This is a genomic window from Thiocapsa sp., from assembly GCF_018399035.1.
Lineage (GTDB): Bacteria > Pseudomonadota > Gammaproteobacteria > Chromatiales > Chromatiaceae > Thiocapsa.
The window spans coordinates 1,052,230-1,067,547 of sequence record NZ_CP073760.1; the positions used below are offsets into that span (position 1 = coordinate 1,052,230).

Genomic DNA, 15,318 nt, shown 5'->3' on the forward strand with positions numbered 1-15,318 from the left:
CAAGAAGGGACCATTGATTCGCTAGATCGCTATTCTGTATACGTTCGTGGCCTGGCCGAATTCGCGACAGTATCTCCTGCCTGATTACTGATGAAATCTATGCGATCTCAAGTAAGATCTGTTTCGATCCTGTTGCTGGGGATCACCATTGCACTCATCCTATGGTTGTACAGTCTGGCCCTGCCGGGATACGCACTCTTCGATGATTGGCCGAGTCTCGACGGACTGAGTAAGATCCAGGATATTCACTCTGGTTTGGTCTATGTCTCGACCGGAATCACCGGTCCCTTGGGACGTCCTTTGTCCCTGTCAACCTTTGCTCTCCAGGCTTCTTCCTGGCCTGAGAACATGTCGGCATTGCTCAGTGTCAATTTTGGAGTTCATGCACTCGCAACGCTCATGACCTTCTTCCTGGCGGTTGGTCTGGCGCGTCTGCGCATACCTGAAAAAACGGTATCTTCCTGGATCGGACTAGGCGTAGCCGCGCTTTGGGGGATGAGTCCATTTCTTGCGACGACTCATCTGATGCTGATCCAGCGAATGACGAGCCTATCCGCTCTCTTCGTCCTAATGGGTTTAACCGCCTTTGTCTGGGCACAACTGCTCAAGGACCGGCAGAGTTGGCGAGTACGCCTCATGCTGGTTTGTGGCCTGGGGTTTGGCACCCTTTGTGCTGCACTTTCGAAAGAGAACGGCGCTCTCCTGTCGTTGTTTGCACTTGTGATCCTGTGGCTTTGGGTGCCACCAGCGAACCGGCTGCGCGGGGCAGTTGAGCGTAGCCTGATTCTTTTGCTGGCTGTCGTACCAGCTCTACTCCTGGTAGGCTATCTCGCCATCCGTTTGCCTGGAATCCTAGAGCATGGCTACGGACCCCATCGGTACTTTTCTCCACTTGAGCGCATGATGGGACAACCAGTTGTCCTACTTGACTATTTGCGCAATCTGCTGCTTCCTCGCGCGGCCGCAGTTTCACCATTCACTGACCGTTGGCCGGTCCCTTCGGGCTGGCTAGATCCACTATCAACGTTGTTAGCGGCTGGGTTTTGGATCGCTTTGATCCTCACAGCCTTGATGCTTCGGAAAAAGGCACCTTATCTACTCTTCGGACTAACATTTTTTCTGGTTGGACATCTACTCGAATCAAGTTTTATAGGTCTGGAAATCTACTTCGCGCATCGAAACTACTTACCCGCTTTTGGATTATATTTTGCTTTGATTTTCGGATTGTTCTGTATCGCTGTGCGCTATCGCAGACTAGTCATTATTGCAATTTCGTCCTATGTCCTAATTTTCATGGTCATCCTTTTCCAGGTGACATCGCAGTGGAATGACGCGTTGCCCAATGCAAGAATATGGCTAGACGAAAATCCTTGGTCCCAACGCGGCGCACAGTTCTTGACTACTCAGCTTGTCAGAAAAGGTGACTTACAGGGTGCGCGACAGGTGCTGGATGCAGCAGTGGAGCAGAATCCAGGTTTAGCACTTGTCCAAATTCAACGGACTGGTCTTTGTCTTGGACAAGAAGAAGAATTTCCGCGCCTTCTAAATGAGGTGATTTCAGTCTTACACACTGCCAATTATCAGCCGCTTGCCGCGTATGAACTCGCTAAGTTTGCGAATGCGGACCCAGCTCACCTGTGCCCAAGTCGAGATTATTCTGCTCTTAGCAGAATGGCGGATGCATTGCTGCAGAATCCGCCCTATGCCCAGAACAAAAATGTGCGCTCACAACTTATTTTGACTAAAGCCTTTGCCGAGGTGGAGACAGGAGATATTAAGAAAGCCAACGACTATTTTCGTGAGTCTTTTAGGTTATCGCCTAATCTAGATGTGCTTTTCTACGGCCTATCGTTGATGGCGAATGCTGGTGAGTATGACCAGGTGTATGCTTTTCTGGCGGAAGCACGTGAATTGAGTCCGAGATCAAGACTGGAGCGTTCGCTTTGGCTGAAGCGCCTTGATGATTTCCTAGAGATCATGCGTGAATCACAAAGGATCGACTCAGGAAGACTCTTGTCTGTCCTTGTCTGTCAAGATGTTCCGGGGTCTTCTTTTTTATCATTCTTGGAGGGCCGTTTTCGGGGTCAGGACCAACCTACGCCGTCCGCGTCTGCGATTCTCGATTCGGCGGCTGTGCTGTGAGGATCGCCTCCCCTCTTGATCGGTGAACCGCTGTCATCGGGTCGTTGCCCACGTTGCAAAGCCTCGCGGATCAGTGTCCATTGCTCCCGTTATCGGATCGCGCCTGCATAAGTTCGATTTCCCGTGATAAGGCGCCGCTCACTCCCGCGTCGTGGAATCCAGGGCTCCGCACCAGGGATCGGTATCGAGCCAGCCGAGGATTTCGTCTGCGCTCGGTACCGCGCTGCGGCCTATATCATGTGACAACGAATGAACCCTTGGCCTATGCTGCACCAAGACGACACCAGGTCAAGAACGCAAGACATCGGCGAGGCGATCTTGAGCAACTCTCTCCCCCCGGAATACCAACAAGCGGGTACGCCACTCCTGTCGGTGATCCTGCCGGCCAAGAACGAGGCCGAATCCCTCAAGGGCCTACTGACTCGACTGCGCGCGACGCTTCCTCACGCCGAGCTGATCCTGCTCGACGACGGCTCGACCGACCAAACGGCCGAGGTCGCCCTCGCCCACGGCGCCCACGTCATCTCGCACCCCTACAGCCTGGGCAACGGCGCTGCCGTCAAGTCCGGTGCGCGCGCCGCGGCCGGCGAGATCCTGGTCTTCATGGACGCAGACGGCCAGCACGACCCGGCGGATATCCCCCAGTTACTCGCGAAACTCGACGAAGGCTACGACATGGTGGTTGGCGCGCGGGGGGTCGGCTCTCAAGCGAGCGTCGGCCGATCGCTCGCCAACAGCTTCTACAACTGGTTCGCAAGCCTGATCACGGGCCACAAGATCCACGACCTGACATCCGGGTTCCGCGTCGTCCGCGCAGAGCGGTTCAAGCGCTTTCTGTATCTGTTGCCGAACGGATTCTCTTACCCCACCACCATCACGATGGCGTTCTTCCGGTCCGGTTATCCGGTCGGCTATGTCCCGATTCATGCCGCCAAGCGCCAAGGCACCAGCCACCTGCGCCCATTTCGGGACGGCGTGCGCTTCCTGCTGATCATGTTCAAGGTCGCGACGCTCTACTCACCGCTGAAGCTCTTTTTCCCGGTCAGCGCAGCCTTCTTCGCGACCGGGATCGGCTATTATCTCTATACCTTTCTGACCCTTGGTCGATTCACCAACATGAGCGCCTTACTGCTCACCGCGGCGATCATCGTCTTTATGATGGGGCTGATTTCAGAACAGATCACGGCGTTGAACTATCGCGAGGGGGATTGAGGATCGCGGTTCCCACGATGTCCGATGCCCATGTGCCGACGACGCGAAGGCCGTCCAACGAGATGAATGACTGTCTGCGATGCCAAGTCCTAAACCGCGTCTGCTGGTCCTGACCTCGACCTTCCCGCGCTGGCGGGATGATGTGGAGCCGCCGTTCGTCTTCGAGTTGAGTCGACGCCTCACCGACACCTTTGACATCACCGTGCTGACGCCGCGTGCTCCGGGCAGCCTGGAGCACGAGACCTTGGACGGGCTGCGCGTCATCCGCTTTCCTTACTTCATCCGGAGCCGAGAGAACCTCGCCAGCCATGGGGGCGGCATCCTCAACCGACTACGAGCCAACCCGCTGAACTATCTGCTGGTACCACCCTTCCTGATCGGCCAGTTATGGGCGCTGATCCGCGTTCTGCGCCATGACGACTGGGATCTGATTCACGCCCACTGGCTGATTCCGCAGGGTCTTGTGGCGTTGCTGGCGCGCAGGTTGGCCAGGCGTCCGGTGCCGCTGGTCTGTACCTCGCACGGCGGCGATTTGTTCGCCCTGCGCGGCATAGCGTTTCGCGCACTGAAGCGTGCCGTACTGCGGGCGAGTCATCGGATCAGCGTGGTCAGCCAAGCGATGCGCGATGAGGTGCTCGCGCTCGGCATCGCTCCGGAGAAGGTCGCGGTCATCCCTATGGGCGTCGACCTGCGCGAACGCTTCACGCCCGACCCTCGCACCCCCCGCGAACAGAACCAGTTGCTGTTCGTCGGACGCCTGGTCGAAAAAAAGGGTGTGGGTTTGCTGCTGAAGGCGCTCCCACGGATCTTGCTGGCATTTCCAGACACCCGACTCACCATTGTCGGGAGCGGCCCGCTGGAGACCGAGCTGCGAGAGCTTGCCGCGTCTCTGCGAATCAGCGACCACGTCGACTTTGAAGGAATGGTGCCGCAATCCGATTTGCCCGCCTTCTTGCGCAGCGCGACCCTCTTCGTCGCCCCATTCATGGTTGCAGACAGCGGCGATCAAGAGGGATTCGGGCTGGTTCTCGTCGAAGCGATGGGTTGCGGTTGCCCGGTGATCTGCGGCGACGTGCCCGCGGTTCGGGATATCGTTCTCGATGAAAACAACGGAGTTTTAATCAACCCGCGAAATCCCGTGGAGCTTGCCGACGCCATCGCCGACCTGCTCGCTGATCCGATCCGACGCGATCGCTACGCGGCAAACGCTCGCAGAAACTGCGCCGAGGTGTTCGACTGGGGAACCATCGCTGCACGGTATGGCGAGTTACTGTCCTTGGCCGCAACATGAAGATCCTGCGCTCGCGTCGCGAGATCGATGCCACATCGACCGAGTCGGATAAGATGCGACCGACCACGAACTCCGACGACTCCCCAAGCGGCAGCTGAGCTTCACGACATCAAGACTGCGGTTTGGAGTACCGCCCCCGCGTATCTGGCGCTGGACGCATCTGCAGACTACAGACTACTATGAGGTTCAATTCGACTTTCCCTTGAAGACTGGACTTTGACCATTGTCCATGGTCGCCAAGCTCCTAACTTCCGGAAACCGGTAGTACTACGGACCGTAGCACTTCAATGTGAAGCCCAGGCATAAAGCTTAGGACGGAGTTTCGCTTCTTCGTGTTTTTCAAGAGTTCGGGACCAGGATATCATATTAATCAGCTAAATAAGAATACGCTTTTATTAAAGGTGCCCCCAAAAACATCATAGATAAAAGGGCGCTACCGGCTCGTGAGTCGTCACTAAATGGAGCAGCATCCATAGATTATCGATTCGCGCAAACCCTCGGGCCCCTAGATTCGATAACCCTTGAGTTGACATGCAATCTCCTCAACTCTCGACCGCCAACTCTGCTGCTGAGCGGCCAACACGACCGATGCCTGCTTCTCCCGCACCAACTCTCGGTCTTCAGCAAGTGTTTTCAGCAACGCCACCAGCGCCGAAGCATTTTCGACCACCCAACCAAGATCCTGTTTAGCGACTAGCCGTGCCGCTTCTGTACCAGCTGTCGTCACAATTGGCAAAGCGTAGCCTATTGCCTCAAAGAGCTTAACGGGGACCGCGAAGTCCAAGTATGCATCTGGGTTGCGCAGCAAGGCAAAGACATCAGCGCTTGAGTATAGATCAGCTAATGCGCCCCCGAAGACATGCACTACCTCAACGCGGCCGTCAACCAGATGCGCATAATGATCTTTCCATTTAACCCACTCACCCAGTCGACAACAAACGATAAGACTCACATTGGTGACTTGTGCAACGCACTCAAATAACGGGGTTAGATCGTAAGTCGGAGGTTGAACGCCACCAACATAAAGCAACTTTAAATTTTCGGATTGTTTACGCTGGGATACCTGCGTATGTTCTCGGGCAGGTGGAATACACCCTGGCGGCAAGGCGCTGAGTCGCGAGGCTGGCCAAGCTGTTGGCAAGTGTTCCGCCATGCCTCTTGAGGGTAGAAATAGATGAGTAACGACTTGGCGATACCACCACCAATCATACCAATAGAGCGGAACCGTCAACATTCTTCCCACCAATGGTAGCATGGTTCGGTAGGCTTTGAACCGCCAGAAGACATCACGATAAAATAGGCCTACGGGAATCTTGGCTGCGCGAACCTTCCTAAGAAACCAAAAATCCGTGATCGGATAAGCAGGAAAGCGGTTCCGCTCAGTAAGTAGCGTTGGAATAGAGCGCGACTCTGAATACAAAAAATCAAAACGTCGGCCGTTTTCCAAATCAGTGATGATGCGGTTAATTGCGCGTCGACGCTCCGCGCCATAACCGACGACAGCCTCTACTTCAAAGCCTGTTTCATAAAAAGCCTCCAATAGACGGTACGGACGGACCTGGCTACCGGAACGTCCATCAGCCATAACAGGCCCTGGATGATGAAAAATAACCGAAGCGCTCTGAGTTGTATCAGGCATCTAATCAAGATGATCCAATGTCACATAAATGATTACGAGCGGCCCTCAAATAGTCGTACGAACACTGACCTCGTGGAGAGACACCGTTAGACTCCGCACAGTATCTCAGCAATCTTAGGACCAGCGTCCCCGCTACCAAAGAACAAAGCCATTCCGAGATCTGATGCATCCAGACCCCACACGATTGCCTCATAGATCGCCTGTGGTGTCGTGCCGGCCAGCACCGCCGCATGAGACTCAACCAGTTCCACCCACTCGGTCTCCTCCCGCAAGACCGCGCAGGGAACCCGATGGAAGAACGCCTCTTTTTGCACCCCACCGGAATCGCTCGCAATGACCGCAGCGTGCTTCTCCAACATCACCATATCCAGGTATCCAAGCGGATCGCAAAGCAACAGAGTGTGGGCCACCTGCTGGAAAAGATCCGCGCGAAGCAATGCAGCTCGGGTACGCGGATGCAGCGGCAAGACTACCGGGCGCTCTCGGGCCGCCAGCATGAGCCCGCGCATGATTGCATCCAACCGTTCCGGATCGTCGGTGTTACCCGCGCGGTGGACGGTCGCCAGCACATAGCCGCCGTGAGTGAGATGCAACCGGTCCAGGATCACACTACCCTGCTCCGCCTTCATGGCATAGTACCGCGAAGCATCGTACATCACATCGCCGACCGGACGTATCCTTTCGTCCGCGATGCCTTCGGCCCGCAGATTCAGCACGGCAGTCGCGGTCGGTGTGAATAGCAAATTAGCAGCATGATCGGTAAGGATCCGGTTAATTTCCTCCGGCATATGCCGATTGAATGATCGCAAACCTGCCTCGACGTGCGCGATCGGGACATTGAGCTTGACCGCCGCCAGGGCGCCCGCGAGCGTGGAGTCGGTGTCGCCGTAAACCAATACCCAGTCCGGCCGCTCAGCGAGCAAGACCGTTTCGATGGCCTCGATCATCCGGCCCGTATTCTGACCATGGGTGCCCCCGCCGATACCAAGATGGTAGTCCGGACGCGGGATCTCCAGTTCATCAAAAAAGACCTCGCTCATGTTGGCATCGAAATGCTGTCCGGTATGGATGAGAACCTCGCACGCATCCGCGCAATGCTCACGCAGAGCACGCGAGACTACGGCGGCTTTGATGAACTGTGGACGGGCGCCGATGACAACGACGATTTTCATAGGTAAGGTCTTCATCGAGTATTTGATTGTGGCCATTGAAGCCTAAACGATAATGGCCTGGTACAACTCGCGTTCCTGCGGACTAGCAAGCTGAGTATTGTGCCAGAGCAGCGTGAAGTCACCATCAACAGTCTCGCAGGCACGCTTGAGTTTCATGAATGCCTCGTAAGCCGCTGCCGTCGTGCCAAGGCCCATGTAGCGCTCGGCCATCACAGTACATTCCATCGCGATCAGTGGGCGGATGCGCAGTTTGAGGGCTTGGCTTCGCACAGGGTCGAAGGCGGGATATTCGTGGCACGTCCCGCACCGAAAGCCGGGGCGGTCGGCGTAGCTCAGGGTGCTATCGTAGGTCATGCCCGCTTGTTCCAAACCGAGCAAGGTCGTCGGCATTTCCCAGCGCAAATAGTGCATGCGCCCACCCCATTCGGCTTGCTCGATCCCTTCCTCCGCGCAGACGCCCTTAAGCCGGGTGGCTTCGGCCTCGATGGTTAGCGGATTATGGTAACTATTGTAACTGGGATGCAAACCGATCTCGTGACCACGCACATGGATGTGGCGCAACAGTTGACGGATGGCCGGATGCTCCAACCTATAGCCCACATCGAATCTAGCGTGAGTGCGTCTGGACATAAAATAAAACGCACTAGTCAGTCCATGGTGTTCGGACTGATCCATGAGCCAGTCGAAAGTGTTGTCGGGATCGCTCCCGCGAATGCGCTGCCCACTGGCGATCCAGCGCCAAGGTCGACGAACGGCATTAGCAAGATCGCGCCGTTTGAGAAGATCCGCGCCACTCCGAAGCAGCACCTGAAACGGGGACGCAAATACATCGCGGCTGGGACAGTCCACGTCATGACTCACCAGGGTACGCGGAGCACGAGGTTTACGCTTCAGGCTCGGCCAGAGCTGTTGCATCGCCGCCCACAGGACTTCGACGTATTCATCGACGATCGGCCGACCGAGAAACCCCGCACGGTTTGCGAGTGAGGCCATCGCCGGAAAGCGATTATGGTTGTCGCGGTCGGGGAGGATAGCCTCTTCGTAGCGGGAAAGCATGAAGAACGCTGAGCCAAAAATGTCGATGGGGAGTTCGATCGTCTGACCGGACCGGCGAAGGATCGGGTGTGCCGCGCCGCAGATCACCGGGACGACCGGCTCGGTAAGACTAATATTCACTGCCAACTCGCGAGTACCCCAGGTCGCCAGGGGCAATCGCGGCAGTGTTGCCGCCGTGAGCCAGGCAGGGTCGGACTGGGAGAAAAATATATCGGGCAGGACAATCTCGCTGTCATCGCCCCGCAATCGGAGATGCGCATCGCCATCGGTAGAAGCGGCCCGCTGCCACGATATGCCGAGGAAGTCCCCAAGGATGACGCCAAGGATATAGTCCCGCTCTGCGGGGTGGGTGCCTGGAGTCTCGACGATAAGCGTCATGTGTCGGCACCAATCCGAAAATCGGTTGTACGATCAAGCTGCGCCTGCGCGCGCGGTTGGATATCGTCTTGGGTCCAGTCGGCACAGGTCACAATAACGTCGATGTTATTGGGTGTGGGACCCCTATTGACAGGTCCACGGCAAAAGAGACTGTGAGGAAATCTAGTCCGTCCGAGGTCTTGATCGTAGATTTTCACCGCACTTTCTGCAAAAAACTACGAATGCATCGATGTACCCTCAACAGCCGCGACGGTGTTTTTGATACAGAAAAATAAGGGGTCTGAACCGCACCAAACGCCCGGAAGAATCGTTCCACTGGCTCGATCATAGAGCCTTCGAAATCGAAGCTCTTCGTGACCGTCGCCGCGAAACGGATAGCCTCCCACATGCAAAGGCTAGTGGCACCACTGTTCCGTAGGGCAGGATCACCACCACCCATGAGGTAGTAGGCGCTGTTCTGGTCCCAGATAAGGTAAACGCCCGCATGATAACGCCCTGCCTCATCTTCGGCGATAAATATGCGACGCGCGTTCCTCTCATGGCACGCCCGATCAAGTCGCCGCACAAGATCCTTCGAATAAGGCAACGATTTTCTCTGTCGCTGGAAGACTTGGAGATTCAGACTTAGAAAATCGTCGATATCAACCCCGGTCCTGATAGTCAGTCGAAATCGATCACGCGCTTTTCTAATATCTGTTCGGATATTTGCCTGAAGTCCGTTCCAAAGGAGGTGCTCATCTGAGATATCGAGAAGGCGGTAGGTATACCTGGTAGTCTGACTGAAACCTTGCCAATAAAATGGGAGCCAATTCGTCCGCGCGTGATGCCAGTTCTGGGAAAAATAATGGAAGTTCGGAAGGCCGGCGATCAATGCCTCGAGCAGATCCTTTTCTTGGCTGAGGCGTTTCGTATATTTCGCGTCGCTCTCCCGCAACCATGGCCCGAGAGTCTGCGTCAGCGGTGGATGGGCCAGCAAGATAAATCCTTGATACTTAATAATAACGTAAGGCAAGGCCGCGTCAATCCTATCGCCTTGCTCTACGAGCGCTACGTTCCAATGGTCGGCACCCGCTACAGCATCCAACCACCAGTCCCGAGAGAAAATCGGGATGGATGGTTCAGTAAGACACAGTTGCCTATATTTGTCCTTCAAGATAATCTCGTTAAGACACAATGTAATGTACGGAATCAGCGACCGTTTGTTTCAATATTCGCAGAATCTCGGCAGCCTTCAATCGCCGAAGTTCAGATATATCGGTACATCGATTAACAGAGTCGTCGCTTTCTGTGCATTCCGACAATAGTCCTGACCACCGTCTCCGATCAGCGCCGGCAATAGAAATTTTCAGACCCCCAAGCCTCGCTCCTGAAGCCACGTTGCAGACCCCCGCAACTTCGCGACGTCTTCGATGCGCGGCTTCTGCTATAACCACGTCGTGTCGTTATCCATAACGCATCGACGGAGTTAAGACCGCTGTGCATAGTCTGCCATTGCAACGTAGACGGTGCTGTCGATCCGTATCTCCGTCCCGCGTTTGAACCTAAGGGGGACATCGCCTCGCAGCTCGGCCTTGTAGCCATTTGACGCGAGAAATGCCAGCAATGCGCCGACGCTCCTAGACGGGTTCGCGCAAAACTCCTCGTAACTCAGGTCAAGCCGACGTGACGCAGGCACCCGGCCAATCTCTAGGTCGCGTTCTATGGCCTCATGTATATGACGGATCTGTTCAATCACCTGCTGATGGACCGGCAGGGTTTTCAACACCTCAGTCTGGGGTGGTTCCACTGACAGCCAGGCCTCGTAGTTACTAAATCTCTGATAACGGGCGTCAAGCAACGAATGACCATTATCGACCTCATCGCGATGAGTCACGATGAAAAGGCTCTCCGGTAGATAGTGCGCGATAGCCTGAATGCGTAGCGATGCATAAAGGTTTTTGAACAGAATTGGACGATCGAAGGCGTTTGTCAGGGCCGCGACGGACTGGCGAAAGCGCCGCATCTTGCGTGGATCGACCTCGTTCAATGTGACATAGGGTGGACGGCGGCGAAAAAAGCGGTACCACCACTCGCCACACTCCGCAGGGGCATAAGAGCCTTTGGTAACGCCCTGTACGGACCGATAGTCGGAGATTGGTCTTCCGGCAGTTGGGTGGAGCAACCGCTCAGCCAAGGCCGGCGCGCCAAACCACTGACAATGGCGATTACTGATATATCCCAGATCCAGTGCATCAGTAATGACCTGAGTCATCAGCGTGCTACCCGAGCGCGGGGCACCGAGGAAGAAGATCGGTGGGTGACGCAGCGGTTCATCCGGAATCGGTATAAGTAAACGTTCCAACTTATCCAGGACATATCGATTGGCCAAAGAAACCCCGAATCGGGCGTACGCGCGAGGGTTAAAGAGCCGGGAGTACTTAAAACCAACCATTTTTGTTATCCGTCACTTCTGCAAGCTGGAGTCATATTTAGAGCGTAATCAATCGACTTGCAGCGCGTAAAATCTAATATACCTATGCGCCAATTGCTTCTCTATCTTCAAACCAACGTCGTCAAAAAGACTCTCAACGCGCTCGGTTGTCGTATTTCCGTGATCCAGCTCCCAGTGATGTGCTTCAGTGCGGATCTTGCCTGATAGTATTCGCCAATCCCAGTTGAGAACCGGAAGGCGCGGTATTTTAAGATTAAAGTTGAATAGCGAAATTTCGTTTCTCGGTAAAGAAATGAAAGCATAGCGCTTAATAAACAGCGGGATCTTGCGGACAATCTTCTCAAACTCTTGATATGGCATGTGCTCCATAATCTCAAACGCCATTAGGTGGTCGTATTTTTCTTGGAAATCAAAGTCAACAGCGTTTGCAACGATATCTGGTTTCTTCTCTGGATCGATGTCGAGCGTGGATACATGAAAACCCTTACTACGACAATAGTTTGCTGCGAATCCACTACCTACTCCAATCTCTAAAATGGACTCGTCTTTTTCATTCCGAGAAAGCCCCTCCATCAGCTTCTGTTGGAACCAGTAGAACTCCCAATGCTGCAAACTCTCAAGTCGCCTTGTCCACTCCGCACTATATTTATATACCACGCCGTTGCGGCACTGAGAATTTAGATATCTTTTTGTCATACAAGTTATCGGCTCGATGTATTTTTATCGATAAACTGGAATCGATATGACCAAAAGAAAAGCGCGGTTAACATAGCCGCCGCCCAGAGTACAAGTATAGAATCTTTCAGAATCAACGCAAAAGCCAATGCGATAGCAAAGTGCGGAGCGGTTTGCAGCAAAGTATCCTTGATAAATGGGACGAGAGACTTAACGCGTACGTCGGCGTGGTGAAGAACGAGAGCCATGAGATAACCATAGACAGCCACGCCCGACAATGAAAACAGAACGAGTGCAATAATGACGCTATCAAGCAGAGCGCCTACCGCTAGAGCAACAAAACGCGACGAGAAGATAAGAATCTGGATCTTTAGCCCCTGCTCTTGCCGTCCCAGTACACCAAATAGATTGCTCATCGGACTCGACACGAACCAGACGAGAGACCAGATGCTAAGAATCTGAGTGTAGACGCCGGCTTCCGCCCATCGTTCACCAAAAACCACGACGTATAGATCGCGCCCAATGATCGTAAGCATCAGCGTCGGAAGAAGTGCAACCAAGAAGAGCCGCTTGAACAAAGCTTCTACCAAAGGTCCTAACTGTCCGGCGTTATGCGCCTCTGCCGCCCGCTGGTGAAAGACCTGTGAGATTGCGCCGCCGATCAGGCTCATCGGCATCTGAAGGATACGGAACCCCAAAGCGTAGAAACCTGCCACGGCGGGGGAAAAGAACCCGCCCAGCATCAACACTGGGAGTTGCCAGGAGATTGTATTCAACAAACCGGCCCAACTGCCATAGAGCGGAAACTTGCGGTGCCGTTTTAGGCCAGCCCACATCTCTTGCCAGGTGATGCAAGCGAGTATGGACCGACCGTTGTCGCGCCAGATCTGCCCGCCCAGGACGCTCGTTGCCACTGCTTGACCGCCGAGATTTGCAGCAATCAAAGCACCTCCCGTCGCATGGCCAGCGAGGCCCGCACCCAGGCTGCCAGAAGTATTCGCCAGGGCGCTGGTCACCCGCGCGATGGACAAACGCGTAAAGTGTTTGGTCCGGGTATTCCAGTAATTCAGCGCCGTGAAGAGGCCGCTAACCAATACCGTGACCGGCACCAGCCAGAGGTAGGGGGCCAACTCGGGCATCCGGATCCAGCGGATGATGTCGGAACCGCTAGACCAGACGAGCAGTAGCGTTAGGAGAGTCATCAGGACTGTGAAGACGAGACTGACTGCTAGCAGGTTGGCGGCCTCCCTATCGTTGTCCGGCAGCACGATCGACAGCTCATAGCGCATGCAAGCGACCACGCCGAGGATGCCGGTGAGGGAAGCGAATAGCGCGCCGACGCCGAAGGCTTCAGGGGCATAGAGGCGCGTTAGGATCGGCGCGGCAAGTAGGGCAATGATCTGGGCCAGGCCAGTCCCGGAAACGAGTCGGAGGACGTCGCTTTTGAAGGTCGTATTCCATGCTTCTGGTGGATGAAAAGTCATTCAGGAGTTATGTATTCCCTGTTGCGCTCGCAGGGGCGTTTGGCCAAGCATCACTTGGCGGATCAGCAGCCGGCATCGTCTCCGCGCATCCCCCAGGGACTCGGTCATTGTGGCTCCAACTGGCCGTGGTCCAGCCGATACGCTTGCCCGCTGGCGCGGCAAACGGCGTGCCCGCTTCCCGCGAGCGGGAGGTGCAGGCGTTCACCATGGGCGCTCATCCATCCGGTCTGACGCGCCGGTAAGCCGGTCATCAGAGCATAGGGCTTGATGTCTTTGGTGATGACGGCGCCCGCGCCGATGAAGGCATGTTCGCCAATGGTCACGCCGCAGATAATGGTGCAGTTGGCGCCGAGCGTAGCGCCCCGCCGAACCAGCGTGGGACGGTATTCGTGTTTGCGGGAAACGGCCGAGCGCGGGTTGTAGACATTGGTGAAGACCATGCTGGGGCCGCAGAAGACGTCGTCTTCCAGGGTGACGCCGTCGTAGACGGAGACGTTGTTTTGGATCTTGACGTTGTCGCCGATGACAACGCGGTTGCCGATGAAAACGTTCTGCCCCAGCGAGCAGCCTCGGCCGATGCGTGCGCCGGCACACACATGGACCCAGTGCCAGATGCGGCTACCCACCCCGATTTGGGCGCCTGCGTCGATGATGGCGGTGGGGTGGGCGGTGAAGTCCATGCTCACGGGTCTCAGCGTGCTTGCTTACAGAACGGATGATAGTCGCTTTGCAGACCTTGGGGGGCGGCGTTTCGGATCTGATAGACGGTCTCGACGGCTGCCCGCGCAGCATCCACGCCGAAGCCCTCCCCGGCTAGGATGTGGCGATAGCTGTCGGTATGCAGGTCGGTAAAGCCTTCGGAGAACTCGATTTCCTCGCCGTCAAGTGTGATCGAGCGATAGGTACGCTGGCCCTGGGCGCGCTGGGCCTCTGGCAGGTGCTCGGCGTTGACCGACAGGAACCAGCGTACGTGCGCATGCGCGAGCTCAAGGTGCCCGGCCGCACAGTCTTCGCGATTTAGGTGGACGGTACTGTAGCGGACGTTGCCGAAGACCCAGGCGAGCATGTCGAAGAAGTGAACACCGATGTTGGTGGCGATGCCGCCGGATTTTTCGATGTCGCCCTTCCAACTGCGCTGGTACCACTTGCCGCGCGAGGTGATGTAGGTGACCTCGACCTGGTGCATACGGTCGCCGGCGGCTTGGACGGACTCTCTCAGCGCGATGATGCTGGGGTGCAGGCGCAGTTGCAGGATGTTGTAGATGCGTGCTCCCGTCTCTGCCTCGATCTCTTGCAGACCGTCGATGTTCCAGGGGTTGAGTACAAGGGGCTTTTCGCAGATGGCGTTGGCGCGGTTGCGCAAGGCGAGCCTGATGTGGGCGTCGTGCAGGTAGTTGGGCGAGCAGATGCTGACGTAGTCGACAGGCGTGCCTTTGCGGCGGAGTTTGTCGATGTGGCGGTCGAAGCGCTCGGACTCGGTAAAGAAATCCGCGGTCGGGAAATAGCTGTCGATGACGCCGACGCTGTCGTTGGGGTCGAGCGCTGCGATCAGGTGGTTGCCGGTGTCTTTGATAGCGCGCATGTGGCGCGGTGCAACAAAGCCGGCGGCGCCGATGAGGGCGAAGGTTTTGGAGTCCATCTGTCGTGCCGTTGCGGTCGGTGAGGTGTTAGGTGACGTCTTGGGAGTCTGAAACCCGGTTGCCTGCTCATGCCCCTTTTTGCCAGCCGTGTGAAAGCCCTGATGCGCGTCGCGCGAACTGGGTGGCAAGTTCGGATTGGATTTTTATAACCCCGCCCACTTTAACACCCACAGAAGGGTGGCGAGCGCGGAAAGATCG

The 15,318-nt window shown here is 55.8% G+C and carries 12 protein-coding genes; 3 read left to right on the forward strand and 9 right to left on the reverse strand.

Annotated features, from left to right (window positions below):
• Nucleotides 1-90: 90 nt before the first annotated feature.
• From KFB96_RS04745 to KFB96_RS04755, 3 genes are all read left to right on the forward strand, one after another.
• Nucleotides 91-2,142: a tetratricopeptide repeat protein gene (locus KFB96_RS04745; RefSeq protein ID WP_213501773.1), complete on the forward strand. Its 2,052-nt coding sequence runs from the start codon at nt 91-93 to the stop codon at nt 2,140-2,142.
• A gap of 264 nt (nt 2,143-2,406) precedes the next feature.
• The gene (locus KFB96_RS04750; RefSeq protein WP_213459897.1) at nt 2,407-3,354 is read left to right on the forward strand and encodes a glycosyltransferase family 2 protein; all 948 of its coding nucleotides are present in this window, start codon (nt 2,407-2,409) and stop codon (nt 3,352-3,354) included.
• A gap of 79 nt (nt 3,355-3,433) precedes the next feature.
• Nucleotides 3,434-4,645, forward strand: coding sequence for a glycosyltransferase family 4 protein (locus KFB96_RS04755; protein ID WP_213459427.1), 1,212 nt, complete (start codon nt 3,434-3,436; stop codon nt 4,643-4,645).
• A 505-nt stretch (nt 4,646-5,150) separates the two neighbouring features.
• Here KFB96_RS04755 and KFB96_RS04760 read toward each other — a convergent pair.
• The 9 genes from KFB96_RS04760 to KFB96_RS04800 form a co-directional block, all read right to left on the reverse strand.
• Nucleotides 5,151-6,284 carry a glycosyltransferase gene (locus KFB96_RS04760; RefSeq protein WP_213459429.1) on the reverse strand — a complete coding sequence of 378 codons (1,134 nt, stop codon included), beginning with the start codon at nt 6,282-6,284 and terminating at the stop codon, nt 5,151-5,153.
• Nucleotides 6,285-6,370: 86 nt separating this feature from the next.
• On the reverse strand, nt 6,371-7,492 hold the full coding sequence (wecB, locus tag KFB96_RS04765) for a non-hydrolyzing UDP-N-acetylglucosamine 2-epimerase (protein ID WP_300971308.1): 1,122 nt from the start codon (nt 7,490-7,492) through the stop codon (nt 6,371-6,373).
• A 6-nt stretch (nt 7,493-7,498) separates the two neighbouring features.
• The gene (locus tag KFB96_RS04770) at nt 7,499-8,890 is read right to left on the reverse strand and encodes a polysaccharide deacetylase family protein (protein ID WP_213459431.1); all 1,392 of its coding nucleotides are present in this window, start codon (nt 8,888-8,890) and stop codon (nt 7,499-7,501) included.
• Between the two features lie 193 nt (nt 8,891-9,083).
• Nucleotides 9,084-10,043, reverse strand: coding sequence for a GNAT family N-acetyltransferase (locus tag KFB96_RS04775; protein WP_300971309.1), 960 nt, complete (start codon nt 10,041-10,043; stop codon nt 9,084-9,086).
• A gap of 312 nt (nt 10,044-10,355) precedes the next feature.
• Nucleotides 10,356-11,321: a sulfotransferase gene (locus tag KFB96_RS04780; RefSeq protein WP_213459433.1), complete on the reverse strand. Its 966-nt coding sequence runs from the start codon at nt 11,319-11,321 to the stop codon at nt 10,356-10,358.
• Between the two features lie 48 nt (nt 11,322-11,369).
• Complete coding sequence (locus tag KFB96_RS04785; protein ID WP_213459435.1) at nt 11,370-12,017, reverse strand: methyltransferase domain-containing protein; 648 nt, start codon at nt 12,015-12,017, stop codon at nt 11,370-11,372.
• 5 nt (nt 12,018-12,022) lie between these two features.
• Nucleotides 12,023-13,480, reverse strand: coding sequence for an oligosaccharide flippase family protein (locus KFB96_RS04790; protein WP_213459437.1), 1,458 nt, complete (start codon nt 13,478-13,480; stop codon nt 12,023-12,025).
• Nucleotides 13,481-13,584: 104 nt separating this feature from the next.
• Nucleotides 13,585-14,160 (reverse strand): acyltransferase, encoded by a 576-nt coding sequence (locus KFB96_RS04795; RefSeq protein WP_213459439.1) that lies wholly within the window; start codon nt 14,158-14,160, stop codon nt 13,585-13,587.
• A gap of 11 nt (nt 14,161-14,171) precedes the next feature.
• A complete protein-coding gene (locus tag KFB96_RS04800) occupies nt 14,172-15,119 on the reverse strand; it encodes a Gfo/Idh/MocA family oxidoreductase (protein ID WP_213459441.1) in 948 nt (315 codons plus the stop codon).
• Between the last annotated feature and the right edge of the window lie 199 nt (nt 15,120-15,318).

Bases quoted from the DNA above. Each gene is read 5' to 3' on its own strand.
- KFB96_RS04745 (WP_213501773.1), top strand. From the start codon at position 91: ATGAAATCTATGCGATCTCAAGTAAGATCTGTTTCGATCCTGTTGCTG.
- KFB96_RS04750 (WP_213459897.1), top strand. From the start codon at position 2,407: ATGCTGCACCAAGACGACACCAGGTCAAGAACGCAAGACATCGGCGAG.
- KFB96_RS04755 (WP_213459427.1), top strand. From the start codon at position 3,434: ATGCCAAGTCCTAAACCGCGTCTGCTGGTCCTGACCTCGACCTTCCCG.
- KFB96_RS04760 (WP_213459429.1), bottom strand. From the start codon at position 6,284: ATGCCTGATACAACTCAGAGCGCTTCGGTTATTTTTCATCATCCAGGG.
- wecB (WP_300971308.1), bottom strand. From the start codon at position 7,492: ATGGCCACAATCAAATACTCGATGAAGACCTTACCTATGAAAATCGTC.
- KFB96_RS04770 (WP_213459431.1), bottom strand. From the start codon at position 8,890: ATGACGCTTATCGTCGAGACTCCAGGCACCCACCCCGCAGAGCGGGAC.
- KFB96_RS04780 (WP_213459433.1), bottom strand. From the start codon at position 11,321: ATGGTTGGTTTTAAGTACTCCCGGCTCTTTAACCCTCGCGCGTACGCC.
- KFB96_RS04785 (WP_213459435.1), bottom strand. From the start codon at position 12,017: ATGACAAAAAGATATCTAAATTCTCAGTGCCGCAACGGCGTGGTATAT.
- KFB96_RS04790 (WP_213459437.1), bottom strand. From the start codon at position 13,480: ATGACTTTTCATCCACCAGAAGCATGGAATACGACCTTCAAAAGCGAC.
- KFB96_RS04795 (WP_213459439.1), bottom strand. From the start codon at position 14,160: ATGGACTTCACCGCCCACCCCACCGCCATCATCGACGCAGGCGCCCAA.
- KFB96_RS04800 (WP_213459441.1), bottom strand. From the start codon at position 15,119: ATGGACTCCAAAACCTTCGCCCTCATCGGCGCCGCCGGCTTTGTTGCA.